This is a genomic window from Pseudoclavibacter sp. RFBJ3 (assembly GCF_002931375.1).
Taxonomy (GTDB): domain Bacteria; phylum Actinomycetota; class Actinomycetes; order Actinomycetales; family Microbacteriaceae; genus Pseudoclavibacter.
Window position 1 is genome coordinate 23,685 of record NZ_PSXZ01000001.1, and the last position, 16,497, is coordinate 40,181.

The window sequence follows — 16,497 nt, forward strand, 5'->3', positions numbered from 1 at the left end:
GGGGGAACGACTATGGCTGGGGGGCCAACGTATGCCGATCAACGACAACGAGGTGAGGATCGCCGCACTCGCGGGGCTGCCGAACTGGTCTTGGAGCGACTTCACGGAGAACGTGATGCAGACCACCAACCTCATGAGGCTGGAGCCGAACGGGTCGCTGGCGCTCATCGCCTACCTCGCCGGCCCCAGCTGGGTGTATCAGGAGCCGGCGCGGTACGACCCCGTCGTCGAGACGGACGGCGGCGGCCAGCGTGTCGGCGGGCCAGCCGACGGCACCTTCTCAAGTGAGGAGGACATCAGCGAGATCCACGACGACATGGTCCAGTACCTCGCAGATGCCGGGGTGCCGGCGCCCCCGCGGGCGGTGCAGTGGATGCTGTGCCTCCCAGACGGGGTCACGGAACGAGACCTCGAGGGAGTGTGCCTCCGTGCGGCGCGGGACGTCGCACCCGACGACCACCGAAGGAACGCGCTCGAGGTGCACGCGGCGCTGCGGGTGCTGTTGAATGGTCGCATGTCGCCGCTCGCCTGGTGACGCGGAACGGGCTCTCGCCGATCTTCGCCGGTCGACCCAGTGAAAGCGGCCCTCCGCTGTGTACCATCGGCCAACACCGAGGCAGAGGAGCCGCTCCATGACGATCGACGCCACCGCGGTTCGACGCGGCCCAGCTGCGCTCCTCGACGACTACTTCCGATCGACACTCGACGTGCTCGAAACGCTCAGCCGCGACCTCGGTGCCGTGCTCGGCGACCTCGAGTCGCGGGGCGAACTCAGCGACCGTCGCCTCGACGAGCTGGTCGAGCCGCTCGCGCTCTCGGTCTTCACTCGTACCTGGCCGGCCGCGTTCGGGGCCGGATTCGTCGCATCCCTCGACCTTCGCGGCCCGTCCCGCGGCCACCTGTCCTGGTGGCAGGGCCCGATGCGCTCGCAGCTGCGGCTCGCAGCGCAGACGCCAAGCCGAGAGCACATCGACTACAGCGGATTCGAATGGTTCCGCGTGCCCCGGGAGACCGGCGAGGGGCATGTCGCGGGCCCGCACGTCGACTACCTGTGCAGCGACGAGTACACGCTCACCGTCAGCATGCCCGTCTGGAACGGGCGGCGATTCCTCGGCGTCGTCGCCATGGACCTCCTCGTCGACGACGTCGAACGAGAGCTGCTCCCGCCGCTGCGTGAGTTCGGCGACGTGAGCGTCGTGAACGCAGCCCAGCGCGTGCTCGCATCCACCGAATCGCGGCTCGCGCCGGGAGATTCGGTGCGCGACCTCGACGGCTACGGGAGCACCGACTGCGCGATCGCCGGGCTCCGCGTGCTCACCCGGGTCTAGGCCTCGACGCGCGGGACCTCGGGGCAGGTCGGAGTCCCGAGTCCGGGTTCAGTCGATCTCAGTCGATCTCAGTCGATCTCGGGCGGAGTTGGCGGCTGCAGCCGCTGCTGCTGCGCATCCGGGGTGCGCAGGTACTTGCGAAGGGCTTTGATGGCGAGGATCAGTGCCCAGATGGTGAGGACCAGGATCGCAAGGATGACCGCGAAGTAGGCGACCATCACGACGGTGTGCATTGGGTTGAGTCCGATCATCGATCGACGGTACGTCGCGAGACTGGGCGTCGGGTCAGTGGAAGCGGGCGGCGGATGCGGGTCACGCCGTAGCTCGGCGACACGACGGGAACATGGCTGCATCGACGTGCGACGATGCGGACATGAGTGCTCTCGCCCCATCCGAGTATCTGCCCGACCTCGTACCCGAGCTGCTCGTCACCGACGTCCGAATCAGCCTTGCGTTCTGGGTCGATGGATGCGGTTTCGAGGTGAAGTATGACCGACCCGAGGAGGGGTTCGCGTATCTGACCCGTGGCAACGCTCATCTCATGCTCGAACAGCGCGGCGTCGGCCGGAACTGGGTAACCGGGCCGCTCGAGCCGCCGCTCGGGAGGGGCATCAACTTCCAGATCTCCGTGGCCGATGCTGACGAGGTCGCGGCGGCTGTCCTCGCGACCGGTCGGGAGCTCTTCATGCCGCCGGAAACGAAGTGGTACCGGGTGGGTGGGGACGAAGTCGGGGTCCGCCAATTCCTTGTGACGGACCCCGACGGGTACTTGATCCGCTTCCAGGCGAGCCTGGGGCGGGGAGCTGCCAGCTAGCTCGTGACGGCTGACGTCTGACGGCTGCGGCGGGCGGCGATGAACGAGCGCACGCCGGCCGTGATGAGGGCGACGAGCAGGACCAGCATGACGGTGCTGCTGATGACCGCGCCGGGGCGCTCGGCGGTGCCGGCGAAGAGGTCTCCCAGCTGGGCGACGTTCATGAGCGACCCGAGCGCGCCGAGGAGCGCGACGGCGAGCGCGCCGTGGATGGCGTGCTTGCGGAGCTTCGGGTTGCGGGCGATGAGGCCGGCGATGACGAGCAGGAGGCCGACGGCGGCCGGGATGAGGGCCGTGAGGCTGCCGGTGTCGCTGACGAAGTAGGCGACCGCGCCCGTCACGACGAGGGCGGCACCGATGAGGATGGTGAGGAGAGGCATGCGGGATGGGATCCAATCTCGCGGTAGGCCAGCAGCGTCCTCGGCGGACCGCTTCGCGCGGGCTCAGCCCTGGCGCGTGACGGCCGGCGACGGAAGCGTCGCTGGTCGTTGGTGTCTGGTGGACCCAACTTTACCAGCTGGTCGGTTCCGGCCTCCGGCCGCCCGGTGCGCCTGTTCAGCTGCGGACTGCGCCCTCGATGGCGTCTCGCCCGGCCTCGCGGGTCGCGAAGGCGCCGAGGAAGGTGCCCTGCCCGTCGTGTGCGCGAAACTCTCCGTGCACGAGCTCCACGAACCCGGCGAAGTCGTCGCCGGAGGCCGTCTCCCGCATCGCGACCCAGAGTCCGTTCGCGGGGGAGAGCCAGCGGAGCTGTCGAGGAGCGGAATCGACGACCGCTCGGGTCGTGGACTCGCGGGGGATCTCGAGCAGGCTCATGGGGTTCCTCGGTTCAAGAGTGGATGATCGGATAGTTAGGTTAGCTAGCTAATCCTGAGAGTCGCCACAGGGTTCGCTGGACGCGGTGCTGCTCGGGTCAGCCCAGTGCATCCGGAGACTCGGGGAGCGTCTGGCCGCCGTCGACGACGATCGTCTGACCCGTGATGTACCCCGCCTCGCGGCTCGCGAGAAACGCCGCGGCGTAGCCGATCTCCTCGGCTCGGCCCAGTCTCCGCAGCGGGACGGCGGAGGTCATCGACGCGAGGTAGTCTTCGCCCATCTCGTCGAGTCCAGCGGATTCGACATTGCCGGGCAGGACTGCGTTCACGGTGATGGCGTGCTTCGCGAGCTCGATCGCGGCCGTGCGCATGAAGCCCAGCTGCGCGGCCTTGGAGGCCCCGTAGTGCGACCAGCCCGGGTAGCCGGTCGTCGGGCCCGTGATGGATGAGGTCAGCACGACCCGGCCGCGGCCTGATTCCTGTAGGGCGGGCAGGCAGGCCTGCACGGCGTAGATGGTGCCCTTCACGTTCGTGTCGAGCACTTCGTCGAGCTGTGCCGGCGTCATCGTCGCGAGGTCGGCCTGCGGGAAGATCCCCGCGTTGGCGCAGAGCACGTCGATGCCGCCGAACGCCGCCGCGGTCGACGCCGCAAGCGCGCGGCACGACTCGGGGTCGGTGACGTCGACCGTGAACCCCGAGATCTGAGCTCGAGTGTCCGCGTTCGCGTCCGCGTCGGCGACGAGCGAGAGCGCGGCGACGGCCGTATCCACCCCCGCCTGCGAGCGACCAGCGACGGCGACCCGTGCGCCCGCCTGCGCGAACACGCTGGCGATGCCGAAGCCGATGCCCTTCGTGCCGCCGGTGACGACGACGCGAGTGTCGGAGAGGTCGAACAGGGGAGCAGCTGGCATGGTGCGCCTTTCGCGAATGGGGTGGATGCGCCCATTCCATCGCCCCGGAAGGGCGCGATGCCCCTCCGGAAACCTGCCTGCGACCGCTCTTAACGCAGTGTTTACGCCCGCCGCTCGATCACCGCCAGGGGCGTCGGGTCACCACCAGAATGGAGGCTGGGTCACGTACGGCGCCTCGAGTCGCGCGACCTCGTCCTCGGTGAGCGTCAGCTCGAGGGCCGCGACGGCGTCATCGAGGTGCTTCGCCTTGGTCGCCCCGACGATGGGTGCTGCGACCGTCGGGTTGCGCAGCACCCACGCCAGTGCGACTCGTGCCATCGGGACCTCGCGCTCGGCCGCGATCTGCTCGACGACGTCGATGATGGGGCCGTCGGCATCGGCATCGAACGCCTTCGCGACCGAGTCGAGCTCGGCGCGTGCCGTCGATTCGCCGCGCGGCCGGGTCAGGCGCCCCTTGCCGTTCGGCGAGTACGGGACGAGGCCGACGCCCATGTCGGCGCACATGGGGATCATCTCCCGCTCCTCCTCGCGCTTCAGCAGGTTGTACTGGTCCTGCATGGCGACGAACGGGGTCCATCCGCCTACCGCGGCGGCCTGCTGCAGCTTCGCGAACTGCCACGCGTACATCGACGATGCGCCGAGATAGCGCACCTTGCCGGCACGCACGAGGTCGTCGAGCGCCTGCATGGTCTCCTCGACGGGGGTGCTGTCGTCGAAGCGGTGGATGTAGAGCACATCGATGTGGTCGGTGCCGAGTCGCTCGAGGGACGCGTTCGCCTGTTCGAGGATCGCCGTTCGGGACAGGCCGGAGCCGCCGGGGCCGTCGTGCATCTTGCCGGAGAGCTTCGTCGCGAGCACGATCTCCTCCCGGCGGCTGAAGCGACGCATCGCGCGCCCGATGATCTCCTCGCTCGTGCCCTGCTGGTACACGTTCGCCGTGTCCCAGAAGGTGACGCCGAGCTCGACCGCCTGGCGGAGCAGCGGTGCTGCCGCGTCGTCGTCGAGGGTCCAGCTGTGCAAGCCGCGCTCCGGGTCGCCGAAGCTCATGCAGCCGAGTGCGAGGCGGCTGACGCGGAGGCCGGTGCGGCCGAGGTTCGTGTACTCCATGCCAGGAGCGTATGTCGCACCACCGACACCAGGGAGGCCCTGGCAGTGCCCCCTGCGCCGCGTCCGCTCTGCGCCGCGTCCGCCGTCAGCCCTGCCCAGCCCAGCCCGCACCAGTCCGGCTGCAGACCTGGGGCTAGGGCACCAGGATGCGCCAGCTGAGGTGCGCAGGCGCGAGGTCTGCGGGTGGGGCTTCGCGAGGCCTGGGGGTTGTGCACGTCTGTTGGTGCGCTGGGGTGCGCAAGTGCGGGGTCTGCGCATGCGCGAGGTCTGCGGACGCGGCTCCGCCAGGCCTGGGGGTTGTGCACGCTTGTTGGTGCGGAGGGGTGCGGATGCGCGAGGTCTGTGGACGTGGCTTTGCGAGACCTGGGGCTTGCGCACGCCTGGCGGTGCGTTGGGGTGCGCATGCGCGAGGTCTGCGGATGTGCGGGGTCTGCGGGTGGGGCTTTGCGAGACCTGGGGGTTGCGCACGTCTGGCGGTGCGGAGGGGTGCGGATGTGCGGGGTCTGCGGGTGGGTCTCCGCCAGACGTGGGGGTTGTGCATGTCTGTTGGTGCGCTGGGGTGCGGATGCGCGAGGTCTGCGGATGTGGCTTCGCGAGACCTGGGGTTTGTTCACGCCTTTTGGTGCGCTGGGGTGCGCAAGTGCGAGGTCTGCGGGTGGGGCTTCGCTAGACGTGGGGGTTGTGCATGCCTGTCGGTGCGTAGGGGTGTGCAAGTGCGAGGTCTGCGGATGCGGCTTCGCCATACATGGGGGTTGTGCACGTCTGTTGGTGCGCTGGGGTGCGGATGCGCGGGGTCTGCGGATGAGCGACGTCTGTGGATGCGGATGCGGATGCGGATGCGGATGCGGACGCGGATGGGCGGCCCTTACCCCGGTTCCCGTAACCCAGTGTTTACAGGGGCGAACGCCGCGGAAACATCCGTCTGTCTACTATTGGCGAACAAGGTTTCATGTCAGGTAACATCAACACCATGCGGGAGACGACCATGACACAACTAGCCCCCAAGCTGGTCGAAGGAGAGCTCGCGGCAGGCGACCGCATCACGCTCCGCGACCTCGCCCAGGCGCACGGCGTGCAGTTCATCCTCGCCACGTTCGTCGACCTCAACGGCAAGCCGTGCGCGAAGCTCGTGCCGACCTCGGCCGCCGACGAGCTCGAGGCGGGCGCCCTCGGCTTCGCGGGCTTCGCCGCCGGCCTCATCGGCCAGGAGCAGCACGACCCCGACCTCATCGCGATCCCCGACCTCGACTCGTTCACCCCTCTGCCGTTCGTCCGCGAGGGCCTCGCGCTCGTGCACTGCGACCCGCACGTCAGCGGGGAGCCGTGGCCGTACGCGCCCCGCAACATCCTGAAGCGCGCCATCGCCGAGCTCGCCACGCGCGGCATGACCGCCAAGGTCGGCGCCGAGGTCGAGTACTTCCTCGTCGACCGCGCCGAAGACGGCACCCTCGCCCCCGCCGACAAGCGCGACAACGGCCCTCGCCCCTGCTACGACGCCCGCGGCGTGACTCGCATGTACGACCACCTCGCCTCCGTCTCGACCGCCATCAACTCGCTCGGCTGGGGCAACTACGCCAACGACCACGAAGACGGCGCCGGCCAGTTTGAGCAGAACTTCGACTACGCCGACGCGCTCACGACCGCCGACCGCGTCATCACGCTCCGCTACATCCTGAACGTGCTCGCCGAAGAGCGCGGCATGACGGCGACGTTCATGCCGAAGCCCTTCACGAACCGCACGGGCACGGGCCTGCACCTCCACCTGTCGCTGTGGAGCGAGCAGGACGAGCCGCTCTTCCCGGCGGGCCCGAGCGCGAGCGGCGCCGCCGCATCCGCCGCCGCCGCATCCAGCGATGACGCCGCGAGCGAGTCGGCACCGGATACGCGGGGCCTCGGCCTCTCGCCCGTCGCGTACGGCTTCGTGGCGGGGCTCCTCGAGCACGCGCCCGCCCTGCAGGCGTTCCTCGCTCCCTCGGTGAACTCGTACAAGCGGATCGGCACGGCCACGTCCAGCTCGGGCGCGACCTGGTCGCCGCGGAAGGCGTCGTACGGCGGCAACGACCGCACGCACATGGTGCGGGTCCCGGACAACAAGCGCGTCGAGCTCCGCTCGGGGGACGGTGCAGCGAACCCCTACCTGGCGGTCGCGACCTCGATCATGGCCGGCCTCGATGGCATCGACAACAGCATCGACCCAGGCAACCCCTCCGGCCCAGGCCAGGCGCCCGAAGGCGCGGCCGTGCTGCCCGCGACGCTCCTCCACGCCGTCGAGGCGCTGCGCCGCGATCCCGTGATCCTCGCCAGCCTCAGCGGCGACGAGGCCACCGGCCGCTACTTCGCCGACGCGAAGGAGACCGAGTTCCTCACCTGGCACGCGCAGGTCAGCGACTGGGAGCTCGACACCTACCTCACCGCCTTCTGACCCACCCGCATCCAGAGACCAGACAAGACCCCCCCCGAAAGGACCACGCCCGTGTGTGGAATCGCCGCGCTGCAGTTGCGCAACCCCCAGCTCAGGCCGCAGATGGGCGACCTGCTCCAGACCATGCTCTGCGAGATGGTCGACCGCGGACCCGACTCCGCGGGCCTCGCCGTGTACGACAACCCCGACCTCACGGGCAGCGCCGCGTCGACGCTCAGCCTCCTCGGCGGCACGCAGCTGCTCACCGTGGAGGAGCTCACCGCCGAACTCGAGCGCACCCTCCCAGCCGGGGCGGCGCCGAAGGTGTCCGTCGTGGGCGACACGACGCTCGTGAGCGGCGAGCTGTCGACGAGCATCCTCGCGGATGCGGTCAGCGCGGCCCTCCCCACCGCCACGATCATCGGCCGCGGCGGCCACCTCGCCGTCATGAAGAGCGTCGGCAATCCCATGGACGTCGCCTCCAACCACGGCCTCGAGTCCATGTCGGGGAGCCAGGGCGTCTCGCACACCCGCATGGCCACCGAATCGGCCGTGACCGCGGGCGGCACGCACCCCTTCGCCGTCGCCGACGACCTCTGCCTCGTGCACAACGGATCCTTCTCGAACCACGCCTCCATCCGTCGCGAGCTGAAGCGCACGGGCGTGCAGTTCGACTCCGAGAACGACACCGAGGTCGGCGCGCGCTACATCGCCTCCCGCCTCGAGCAGGGCGACACCCTCGAGGAGGCGCTCATCAACCTCGGCGATGTCTTCGACGGCTTCTACACGCTTGTCGTCACGACCGCCGACAGCATGGCCATCGTGCGCGACCCCATCGCCTGCAAGCCCGCCATCGTGGCCGTCACCGACGACTACGTGGCCATGGCCTCCGAGTACCGCGCCCTCGCGCAGCTCCCCGGCATCGAGTCCGCCGACATCTTCGAACCAGTCCCCGGAAAGGTCTACACGTGGTCACTCTAGACAGCACCCAGTACGCGGCAGCCCCAGCACCCGCAGCCCCAGCTCCTCGCGCCGCTGCTCCCGCGGCAGCCCCCTCCTCGTCCGCGACTGCTGAGGCCAGCCCCACCACGATCGACCTCGCCGGCCAGGATGTGCGAGTCGTGAACGCAGCCGTCCAGGCCGCGGAAGACGGAACCAGGTGGAGCATCCAGCACCCCGCCGGCAAGCACAACGTGGCCGTCGGCATCAGCTCGGCCATCGACGTCACGATCGACGGGCACGTCGGCTACTACGCCGCCGGAATGCACCAACGGGGCGCCGTCACCATCAACGGCAACGCCGGAGTCGGGCTCGCCGAGAACATCATGAGCGGCAGCGTGCACGTCACGGGCGACGCCTCCCAGTCCGCCGCCGCGACCGGCCACGGCGGCCTCGTCGTCATCGACGGCAACGCCGGAGCCCGCTGCGGCATCTCCATGAAGGGCGTCGACATCGTCGTGGGTGGCAGCATCGGGCACATGTCGGCGTTCATGGCGCAGGCCGGACGCCTCGTCGTGTGCGGCGACGCCGGGGAGGCGCTCGGCGACTCCATCTACGAGACCCGCATCTACGTGCAGGGTGCCGTCGAATCGCTCGGCGCCGACTGCATCGAGAAGCCCATGCGCGAGGAGCACCTCGCCGAGCTCGCCGAGCTGCTCATCGCAGCCGGCCGCGACGACGACCCGGCCGCGTTCAAGCGCTACGGCTCGGCCCGCAAGCTCTACCACTTCAACGTCGACAACGCCTACTAGGCCGAGCAGGAAGCGCCACTCATGACTCTCATCGACCAGCCCACGTCCACCGTCGGCGCACCGCAGTCACCCGCTCGCCTCGCCGAGCTCGGCCTCCGCGAGTCCGCGACGTTCGACCGCGCGACGATCTCCGACATCCAGCGCGCCGCCCGCACGGGCATCTACGACATCCGCGGGTGGGGCGCGAAGCGGCAGCTGCCGCACTTCGACGACCTGCTGTTCCTCGGCGCATCCATGTCGCGCTACCCGCTCGAGGGGTACCGCGAGCGCTGCGGCACCGACGTCGTGCTCGGCGATCGCTTCGCCTCGAAGCCCCTGCACCTCGACATTCCGGTCACGATCGCCGGGATGAGCTTCGGCGCTCTCTCCGCGAACGCCAAGGAGGCCCTCGGGCGCGGCGCCTCCGAAGTCGGCACCTCGACGACGACGGGCGACGGCGGCATGACGCCGGAGGAGCGTGGACAGTCGAAGCACCTCGTCTACCAGTACCTGCCCTCCCGGTACGGCATGAACCCCGACGATCTGCGCAAGGCGGATGCGATCGAGATCGTCCTCGGCCAGGGCGCGAAGCCTGGCGGCGGCGGCATGTTGCTCGGGCAGAAGATCACCGAGCGCGTCGCCGGGATGCGGACCCTGCCGATCGGCATCGACCAGCGATCCGCGAGCCGCCACCCCGACTGGACGGGCCCGGACGACCTGACCATCAAGATCGCCGAGCTTCGCGAGATCACCGGCTGGGAGAGGCCGATCTACGTGAAGATCGGGGCATCCCGCCCCTACTACGACACGGCGCTCGCCGTGAAGGCCGGTGCCGACGTGGTGGTGCTCGACGGCATGCAGGGAGGCACGGCTGCGACGCAGCAGGTGTTCATCGAGAACGTCGGCATCCCGACGCTCGCCGCGATCCCGCAGGCCGTCGCGGCGCTCCAGGAGCTCGGCATGCACCGCAAGGTGCAGCTCATCGTGTCCGGCGGCATCCGCACGGGAGCCGACGTCGCGAAGGCCATGGCGCTCGGCGCCGACGCCGTCGCGATCGGCACGGCCGCGCTCATCGCGCTCGGCGACAACGACCCCCGCTACCAGCAGGAGTACGCCGACATCGGCTCGGCCGCCGGCTTCTACGACGACTTCCAGGACGGGCGCGACCCGGCCGGCATCTCGACGCAGGACCCGGAGCTCGCCTCCCGCCTCAACCCCGTCGAGGGAGGGCGTCGCCTCGCGAACTACCTGCGCGTGCTCACCATGGAGGCGCAGACCATCGCCCGCGCGTGCGGCAAGTCGCACATCCGCAACCTCGAGCCGGAGGACCTCGTCGCGCTGACCGTCGAGTCGGCCGCGATGGCGAACGTGCCGCTCGCCGGCACGAGCTGGATCCCCGGCAGGCAGTACTAGGGCGACGGCCGGTCTGCGGCCACCGACGCCGTCTGACCGACATCCGTGACGAGACCCCCACCTCCCGGCTTTGAAGCCCCGGAGCTGGGGGTCTTGTCACGGAGGCTGGTCAGCGCTCCAGGCCGGCCGCCTCGAGCCCCGCGAGGCGCTCGGCTCGGTCGCCCGTGAGCTCCACGACGCGTGGGCCGCTGAGCTCCGGCTCGGCGGCGAGGTCCAGGAGCGCGTCGTTCATGGCATCCCGGAGTTCGAGGTCCTCGTCATCGCTCACCGAGATCTGGTCGCGGTAGGCGAGGGGGAGCAGCACCAGGAGATCCACCCACTCGGCCGCGTGCCGGGTGAGCGCTGCACCGCGCCGGATCGCCGCGCGCGAGCGCCCGGGCCTGCCGAGCGCCTCGAGCGCGTGCAGGTAGGCAAGGAAATCGACCGGCCCGCGCTCCGCGATGACGTCCGAGCCTTCCGGCAGCTCGGCAAGCCGGTGGGCGGCGACGTCGAGCTGGCGGCTGAAGAGGGCCGCGTCGAGGTCATCGAAGCGGTCGTCGAGGAGCTCCTCGAACGGGTCGGGGAGGACACGGTATTGCGGATGCGAGGCCACGAAGTCGCCGATGAGCGTGCTCTTGCCGCTTGCGTGGGTTCCCGACACGACGATCCGCATGGCAGGCGAGCCTAGGTGGTGCGCGGCTTCACCGCCAGGGGGCGGGTCCGCGAGCTCGCGCTCGGCTGGCCAACATCAGTGCGAAGACAGCGCGTTGCCGGTGTCCGGCGGCGATTCGGCACGAAATCGCACTCATGTTGGTCAGGCGGGCCAGCGTGTTGCCCGAGTCGGACGTGCGGGTTTCGTCGCGGAAGTCTGCCAGCGACTGATCAACCCGCCTTGCCCCCGTATGGTGGTCGGCGGTGGAGCTTCGGGCCTGACTCTCTGGCCTGGCTCCGCCGGGTGCATCCACTTCGCAACGTCGCAGAAAGCAGGACCGCAGTGACCTCCAACTGGGCCGGGAACATCACCTTCGAGGCGGAGCAGATCGCCACCCCCACGAGCACGGCCGAGGTCAGCGAGGTGGTGCGGGCTGCGGTGGCCGGCGGGCACTCGGTGCGCGCGCTCGGCAGTGGGCACTCGTTCAACCGCATAGCGGACACGGGCGGCGTGCAGGTCTCGACGCGGGGCCTGCGCAGCCCGCTCCGCATCGACGAGGACCGGCGGTGGGTGTCCATCGGAGCGGGCACCCGCTACGGCGAGCTCGCGATCGACCTCGCCGAACACGGCCTGGCGCTCGCGAACCTCGCCTCCCTCCCGCACATCTCCATCGCCGGCGCGGTCGCCACGGGAACGCACGGCTCCGGCAACACCAACCGGAGCCTCGCGGCAGCCGTCGCCGCCATCGAGTTCGTCGCCGGCGATGGGGATGTCGTCGTGCTCGAGCGGGGAGACGAGGGGTTCGACGGGGCCGTCGTGTCGCTTGGCGCTCTCGGCGTCGTCACGCGCATCCGCCTCGACGTCGTGCCCCACTTCGAGGTGCGGCAGCGCGTCTTCGAGAACCTGCCGTTCGCGGCGCTGCTCGAGAACTTCGACGAGATCACGGGCGCCGGGTACAGCGTGAGCGCCTTCACGACGTGGGCGGAGCCCGAGCTCATCGACCAGGTGTGGGTGAAGCAGCTCGCGAGCGAGGTGGCACCTGGCGACTTCTTCGGCGCAACACCTGCCACCGAGGCGATGCACCCCATCCGCGGCGTCTCCGCCGTGGCCTGCAGCGAGCAGTTCGGCGTCGCCGGCCCCTGGTACGAGCGCCTGCCGCACTTCAAGCTCGAGTTCCAGCCCTCCAACGGCGCCGAGCTGCAGAGCGAGTACCTCATCCCACGGCTTCGGGCGCAGGATGCGCTGCTCGCGCTCGCGGGCATCGCCGACCGCATCCGCCCCCACCTGCTGGTCAACGAGGTGCGGACGGTCGCGCGCGACTCGCTGTGGCTGAGCCCCATGCACGGCAACGACGCCGTCGGCCTGCACTTCACGTGGAAGCAGGACCCGGAGGTCGCCGAGCTGCTGCCCCTGCTCGACGAGATCTTCGCGCCGCTCGGCGGGCGCCCCCACTGGGGCAAGGTGTTCGACGAGCGCGTGAAGGCCTCGGAACTGTACCCGCGCTTCGCCGACTTCCGGAAGCTCGTCGAACGCTACGACCCCAGCGGCGTCTTCGCGAACGACTTCACGCGGCGCGTGCTGCGGTAGCGCGGCGGCCCGCGCGCTGGCGGTGCGCCGGGGGCCGCTCGCCGCGACGCCTGACCAACTTCAGTGCAATTCGGCTTCGTTTCGCGGCCCCGCGCCCGAATCTGCAGGTTTCTGCACTGATGTTGGTCAGGGCTTGCGGGCATCTGGCGTCCGTCCCTGGTTCGACCCCGGTCCGCTCTGGCCTGGCCTTACCCTGGCCATCTCCGGTCTGGCCCTTGCGTTCTCACTCGATCGTGCTAATTTACATTTGTAAATTAGATCTGATCGAGGAGTGCCGTGACCCAGGAAGATGCGAGGTTCGTCCGTTCGCGGGCGGCGCTCGTCGCAGCCGTCGTCGAACTGCTGGATGAGGGGACGGATGCGGCGCAGCTCAGCATCACCGACATCGTCGGTCGCGCAGGAGTGAGCCGCCCCACCTTCTACAAGCACTTCGACGACACCGCCGCCCTCATCCGCGAGGCTGCGCTGCGGCGTCTGCAGTCGGCGTTCGACCGCATCCCGAGCGTCGGCGACGACCCGTCGTGGCCGACCTTCGTGCGGGGCACGCTGCGCGCCCTGCTCGGCGAGCTCGCCGCCGACGCGCCCTTCTACCGGGCGGCGCTCGAGAGCAGCTTCGGCCTCCTGACGGGCGACATCATCGCCTACCTCGCGACGCGCCTGCTCGAGTCGTCGCCGCTCGGCCCCGTCATCCGCCGCCGCCGCGGTCCCGACACCCCGCAGGATCGCGCCGAGTTCCTCGCGGCCGGCGCGATGTGGCACGTCACGAGGTGGCTCTTCGCCGCCGCTGAGGTCGCGACCCCGGCCGATGCCCCGGCCGAGGCGGCCACGGCAGCCGGCACGGCAGCGGATGCACGCGCATCCATCGACGAGCTCGTCGAACGCCTCTCCTCCCTGCTTCTCGCATCCTCCGGCGCGACTGTCGCCGAGCTTGACGCCCTCCGCGTCGAGCACGCTCGCTCATAGGACTCCCCACGCCCATGCGTTCCTTCTCCCTCCCCGACTTCGTGCGCACGCACCGGCGGACGCTCGTCGTCATCGTCGGCATCATGCTCATCCCCCTCATCTACGCGGGCTCGCTGATCTGGTCGAACGAGGACCCGACGCACCGCCTCGACCACATCAACGCCGCGATCGTGAACAGCGACCAGGCCGCGACGCCCGCAACGACGACCGACGGCGAGCCCGCCGAGCCCGTCGACCTCGGCGCGACGCTCACCGAGAAGCTCGTCGACAGCACCGAGTCGAACAACTTCAGCTGGCACGAGATGTCGGCGGATGAGGCGCAGAGCGCGCTCGAGTCCGGCCAGGTGCTCGCCGTGCTCGACATTCCGGCGGGCTTCTCGGCGGCAGCTGTCTCGGCGGGCGGCGACGACCCGCTGGATGCGGCGATCGCCCGCCTCTCCATCACCACCAACGACGGCGCGAACATCATCGTCGGCAACATCGCGTCGACGGTCGGCACCACGGTCGCCGACGAGCTCGCCGCCGAGGTCTCCGACGAGTACCTCCGCAACGTCTACGTGGGCTTCACCGACATCCACGAGAACGTCTCGGAGGCTGCCGACGGCGCGACCGAGCTCAACGACGGCGCCGAGCAGGCGCGCACGGGGTCCGGCGAGCTGGTTGTGGGTCTCGGGCAGCTGCGGGAAGGCGGCCTCGCGCTCGCCGACGGCAGCGCGACCCTCGCCGATGGGGCGACCCAGGTGGATGCGGGGGTGCAGCAGCTCAACACCGGCCTCGTCACCGCCAACTCGGGTGCCCAGCAGCTCAGCTCCGGCGCCGCTGACGCGAACACGGGCGCGCAGCAGCTCAGCGCGGGCGCGGCCAGCGCGAACGGCGGCGCGCAGGAACTCAGCACGGGGCTGGGCACGGCGAGCTCCGGCGCGCAGCTCCTCAGCGATGGACTCGCGGAGCTGTCCACGGCCGCCACCGACCTGCCAGGGAAGGTCACCGCCCTCACATCCGGTGCCACGGCGCTCGACACAGGGGCGACAGCTCTTGCCGGTGGAGCGGACACCGCCTTGACCGGAGCCGAGACACTCAACGGCGGGGCGTCGCAGCTGGCGTCGAGCACCAGCGAGCTCTCGGGCGACGTCGACTCGCTGCTCTCGAGCTGGGACACGCTCTCGGACGAGCAGCGCAAGGAGCAGATCACGCAGCTCTCCGAATCCGCACAAGCCGCCGACACGCAAGCCGCGGGGCTCAGCGCCGGCATGACGGGCCTGGTCGGCGACGCGGCGGCCGGTACGGGGCTCAGCTTCCTCCAGTCGAAGTCGGCAGACCTCGCGGCCGGTGCAACCCAGCTCTCCGAATCCGTCGCGCCGCTCAGCGGCAAGGCCGACGAGCTCGTCGCGGCTATCTCGACGGCTTCGACGAAGTCCGCAGAACTCGCGGCTGGCGCTTCGCAGCTCTCAACCGGCGCGTCGACGCTCGCGACAGGTACGCAGTCGCTCGCCGACGGCGCAGCCACGTTGGCGACGGGCACGCAGTCCCTCGCCGATGGCGCATCCACGCTTTCGACGGGCACGCAGACGCTCTCGGCTGGTGCATCCACCCTCGCGCAGTCGACGCCGCAGCTTGCCTCCGGCGCGACGCAGCTCGAGCAGGGCGCGACGACGCTCGCCGACGGGACGGCCGACGCGGAGTCGGGCGGCACCGAGCTGAACGACGGCATCACGCAGCTCGCGGACGGCAGCAAGACCCTCGCCGACGGCCTCGACGACGGGGTCTCCGACATCCCCAGCTACACGGATGCGCAGGCCGACCACCTCGCCGGCGTCACGTCGACGCCCGTGGAGATCACGAAGACCCGCCTCAACGAGGTGCCGGCATACGGCTACGGTCTCGCGCCGTACTTCATGACGCTCGGCCTCTGGGTCGGCGCGCTCGCCTTCTACCTGATGTTCCCGCCGCTGCGGGAGCGGCTCGTGCTCGGCCGCCAGCCAGCGATCGTCGTGGCACTGCGCAGCTTCGCACCCGGTGCGATGCTCGGCGCGGCCCAGAGCCTCCTCATGCTCACGATCGTGCGGTTCGGTCTCGGCCTCGAGCCGGCGAACATGCTCGGGCTCGTCGCGCTCGCGCTGCTCACGAGCGTCACGTTCGTCGCCGTCAACCAGGCCTTCAACGCGCTGCTCGGCCCTCCCGGTCGATTCCTCGCGCTCGTCATGATCGTGCTCCAGCTCTCTTCGGCCGGCGGCACCTACCCGGTCGAGACGGCGCCCGCGTTCTTCCAGCTGATCCACTCCTGGCTGCCGCTGAACTACGCCGTCACGGCGTTCCGCTCACTCGTGGCCGGCGGGTCGATCGGCATCGGCGAGGCATACGGGATGCTCACCGTCTGGCTCGTCGCCGCCCTCGCGCTCACCACCCTGTCGATCGCGCTCAAGCGGCGCCGGGAGCGGCTCAAGCCAGCGGCGGCTCCGTCGGCGGCGGTTTCGGAGCCGGTTGCGGTTCGGTAGTCGTCGGCGGGCGAGCGTCTCGTCCGCGCTCCTGCCGTGTTCGGGATGGCTTTGACGCTTCGGGATGGGGTACAAGCCATCCCGAGGCGTGGAACCCACCCGGAGACTGCTCGCGGGGTTCGTGGGGCCGGTCGGACCAGCGGGGCCCGCGGGGCTCGGTCGGGGCCGCGGGGTTCGGTCGGGCTCGCGTTGCGTGCGCTCTCCTGCCGTGTTCGGGATGGCTTTGACGCTTCGGGATGGGGTACAAGCCATCCCGAGGCGTGGAACCCACCCGGAGACTGCGCGCGGTGGCCGCAGGGCTCGGT

Annotated in this window: 16 protein-coding genes; 10 read left to right on the forward strand and 6 right to left on the reverse strand. The window is 70.1% G+C overall.

Translation table 11 applies throughout. The features are described 5' to 3' along the window. The first annotated feature begins 31 nt into the window (after nucleotides 1-31). Nucleotides 32-535: a DUF5956 family protein gene (locus C5E07_RS00120; protein ID WP_104297962.1), complete on the forward strand. Its 504-nt coding sequence runs from the start codon at nucleotides 32-34 to the stop codon at nucleotides 533-535. Nucleotides 536-632: 97 nt separating this feature from the next. Then, nucleotides 633-1,328, forward strand: a complete 696-nt coding sequence (locus tag C5E07_RS00125) for a cache domain-containing protein (protein ID WP_104297963.1) — start codon at nucleotides 633-635, stop codon at nucleotides 1,326-1,328. A 68-nt stretch (nucleotides 1,329-1,396) separates the two neighbouring features. Here C5E07_RS00125 and C5E07_RS00130 read toward each other — a convergent pair whose 3' ends face one another. Beyond that, nucleotides 1,397-1,579: a hypothetical protein gene (locus C5E07_RS00130; protein WP_104297964.1), complete on the reverse strand. Its 183-nt coding sequence runs from the start codon at nucleotides 1,577-1,579 to the stop codon at nucleotides 1,397-1,399. A 122-nt stretch (nucleotides 1,580-1,701) separates the two neighbouring features. Here C5E07_RS00130 and C5E07_RS00135 point away from each other — a divergent pair, with 122 nt between their 5' ends. Beyond that, nucleotides 1,702-2,142: a VOC family protein gene (locus tag C5E07_RS00135; protein ID WP_104298245.1), complete on the forward strand. Its 441-nt coding sequence runs from the start codon at nucleotides 1,702-1,704 to the stop codon at nucleotides 2,140-2,142. Here the strand turns inward: C5E07_RS00135 and C5E07_RS00140 are convergent. The 4 genes from C5E07_RS00140 to C5E07_RS00155 form a co-directional block, all read right to left on the reverse strand. Next, nucleotides 2,139-2,522 (reverse strand): hypothetical protein, encoded by a 384-nt coding sequence (locus tag C5E07_RS00140; protein WP_104244804.1) that lies wholly within the window; start codon nucleotides 2,520-2,522, stop codon nucleotides 2,139-2,141. The two genes, C5E07_RS00135 and C5E07_RS00140, sit on opposite strands and share 4 nt — an antisense overlap. 175 nt (nucleotides 2,523-2,697) lie before the next feature. Further along, nucleotides 2,698-2,955: a hypothetical protein gene (locus tag C5E07_RS00145; protein WP_104244802.1), complete on the reverse strand. Its 258-nt coding sequence runs from the start codon at nucleotides 2,953-2,955 to the stop codon at nucleotides 2,698-2,700. A gap of 97 nt (nucleotides 2,956-3,052) precedes the next feature. Beyond that, complete coding sequence (gene fabG, locus C5E07_RS00150; protein ID WP_219819681.1) at nucleotides 3,053-3,865, reverse strand: 3-oxoacyl-ACP reductase FabG; 813 nt, start codon at nucleotides 3,863-3,865, stop codon at nucleotides 3,053-3,055. A 138-nt stretch (nucleotides 3,866-4,003) separates the two neighbouring features. Beyond that, nucleotides 4,004-4,972 (reverse strand): aldo/keto reductase, encoded by a 969-nt coding sequence (locus tag C5E07_RS00155; protein ID WP_104297965.1) that lies wholly within the window; start codon nucleotides 4,970-4,972, stop codon nucleotides 4,004-4,006. Nucleotides 4,973-5,921: 949 nt separating this feature from the next. Between C5E07_RS00155 and C5E07_RS00160 the strand changes: the two genes are divergently transcribed. The 4 genes from C5E07_RS00160 to C5E07_RS00175 are packed head-to-tail and all read left to right on the forward strand — an operon-like array spanning nucleotide 5,922 to nucleotide 10,516. Next, nucleotides 5,922-7,394: a type III glutamate--ammonia ligase gene (locus C5E07_RS00160; RefSeq protein ID WP_258063713.1), complete on the forward strand. Its 1,473-nt coding sequence runs from the start codon at nucleotides 5,922-5,924 to the stop codon at nucleotides 7,392-7,394. 51 nt (nucleotides 7,395-7,445) lie between these two features. After that, nucleotides 7,446-8,354 (forward strand): glutamine amidotransferase, encoded by a 909-nt coding sequence (locus C5E07_RS00165; protein WP_104244798.1) that lies wholly within the window; start codon nucleotides 7,446-7,448, stop codon nucleotides 8,352-8,354. Further along, nucleotides 8,342-9,124, forward strand: a complete 783-nt coding sequence (locus C5E07_RS00170; RefSeq protein WP_104297966.1) for a protein glxC — start codon at nucleotides 8,342-8,344, stop codon at nucleotides 9,122-9,124. Before C5E07_RS00165 ends, C5E07_RS00170 begins: the two co-directional genes overlap by 13 nt. A gap of 21 nt (nucleotides 9,125-9,145) precedes the next feature. Next, on the forward strand, nucleotides 9,146-10,516 hold the full coding sequence (locus C5E07_RS00175; protein ID WP_219820041.1) for an FMN-binding glutamate synthase family protein: 1,371 nt from the start codon (nucleotides 9,146-9,148) through the stop codon (nucleotides 10,514-10,516). Between the two features lie 109 nt (nucleotides 10,517-10,625). On the opposite strand, the gene C5E07_RS00180 is transcribed toward C5E07_RS00175, so the two are convergent. Beyond that, on the reverse strand, nucleotides 10,626-11,168 hold the full coding sequence (locus tag C5E07_RS00180) for an AAA family ATPase (protein ID WP_104297967.1): 543 nt from the start codon (nucleotides 11,166-11,168) through the stop codon (nucleotides 10,626-10,628). Nucleotides 11,169-11,489: 321 nt separating this feature from the next. On the opposite strand from C5E07_RS00180, the gene C5E07_RS00185 reads away from it, so the two are divergent. The 3 genes from C5E07_RS00185 to C5E07_RS00195 all read left to right on the forward strand — a co-directional run bounded on the left by C5E07_RS00185 (nucleotide 11,490) and on the right by C5E07_RS00195 (nucleotide 16,192). Then, on the forward strand, nucleotides 11,490-12,734 hold the full coding sequence (locus C5E07_RS00185; protein WP_219820042.1) for an FAD-binding protein: 1,245 nt from the start codon (nucleotides 11,490-11,492) through the stop codon (nucleotides 12,732-12,734). A gap of 276 nt (nucleotides 12,735-13,010) precedes the next feature. Beyond that, complete coding sequence (locus C5E07_RS00190) at nucleotides 13,011-13,697, forward strand: TetR/AcrR family transcriptional regulator (protein ID WP_104297969.1); 687 nt, start codon at nucleotides 13,011-13,013, stop codon at nucleotides 13,695-13,697. Nucleotides 13,698-13,711: 14 nt separating this feature from the next. After that, entirely contained in the window at nucleotides 13,712-16,192 is a 2,481-nt protein-coding gene (locus tag C5E07_RS00195) for a YhgE/Pip domain-containing protein (RefSeq protein ID WP_104297970.1), read from the forward strand. Nucleotides 16,193-16,497 lie beyond the last annotated feature (305 nt).

What these genes read in the sequence shown, in the direction of transcription:
- C5E07_RS00120 (WP_104297962.1), top strand. Translation starts at nt 32, where the DNA reads ATGCCGATCAACGACAACGAGGTGAGGATCGCCGCACTCGCGGGGCTG.
- C5E07_RS00125 (WP_104297963.1), top strand. Translation starts at nt 633, where the DNA reads ATGACGATCGACGCCACCGCGGTTCGACGCGGCCCAGCTGCGCTCCTC.
- C5E07_RS00130 (WP_104297964.1), bottom strand. Translation starts at nt 1,579, where the DNA reads ATGATCGGACTCAACCCAATGCACACCGTCGTGATGGTCGCCTACTTC.
- C5E07_RS00135 (WP_104298245.1), top strand. Translation starts at nt 1,702, where the DNA reads ATGAGTGCTCTCGCCCCATCCGAGTATCTGCCCGACCTCGTACCCGAG.
- C5E07_RS00140 (WP_104244804.1), bottom strand. Translation starts at nt 2,522, where the DNA reads ATGCCTCTCCTCACCATCCTCATCGGTGCCGCCCTCGTCGTGACGGGC.
- C5E07_RS00145 (WP_104244802.1), bottom strand. Translation starts at nt 2,955, where the DNA reads ATGAGCCTGCTCGAGATCCCCCGCGAGTCCACGACCCGAGCGGTCGTC.
- fabG (WP_219819681.1), bottom strand. Translation starts at nt 3,865, where the DNA reads ATGCCAGCTGCTCCCCTGTTCGACCTCTCCGACACTCGCGTCGTCGTC.
- C5E07_RS00155 (WP_104297965.1), bottom strand. Translation starts at nt 4,972, where the DNA reads ATGGAGTACACGAACCTCGGCCGCACCGGCCTCCGCGTCAGCCGCCTC.
- C5E07_RS00160 (WP_258063713.1), top strand. Translation starts at nt 5,922, where the DNA reads ATGTCAGGTAACATCAACACCATGCGGGAGACGACCATGACACAACTA.
- C5E07_RS00175 (WP_219820041.1), top strand. Translation starts at nt 9,146, where the DNA reads ATGACTCTCATCGACCAGCCCACGTCCACCGTCGGCGCACCGCAGTCA.
- C5E07_RS00180 (WP_104297967.1), bottom strand. Translation starts at nt 11,168, where the DNA reads ATGCGGATCGTCGTGTCGGGAACCCACGCAAGCGGCAAGAGCACGCTC.
- C5E07_RS00195 (WP_104297970.1), top strand. Translation starts at nt 13,712, where the DNA reads ATGCGTTCCTTCTCCCTCCCCGACTTCGTGCGCACGCACCGGCGGACG.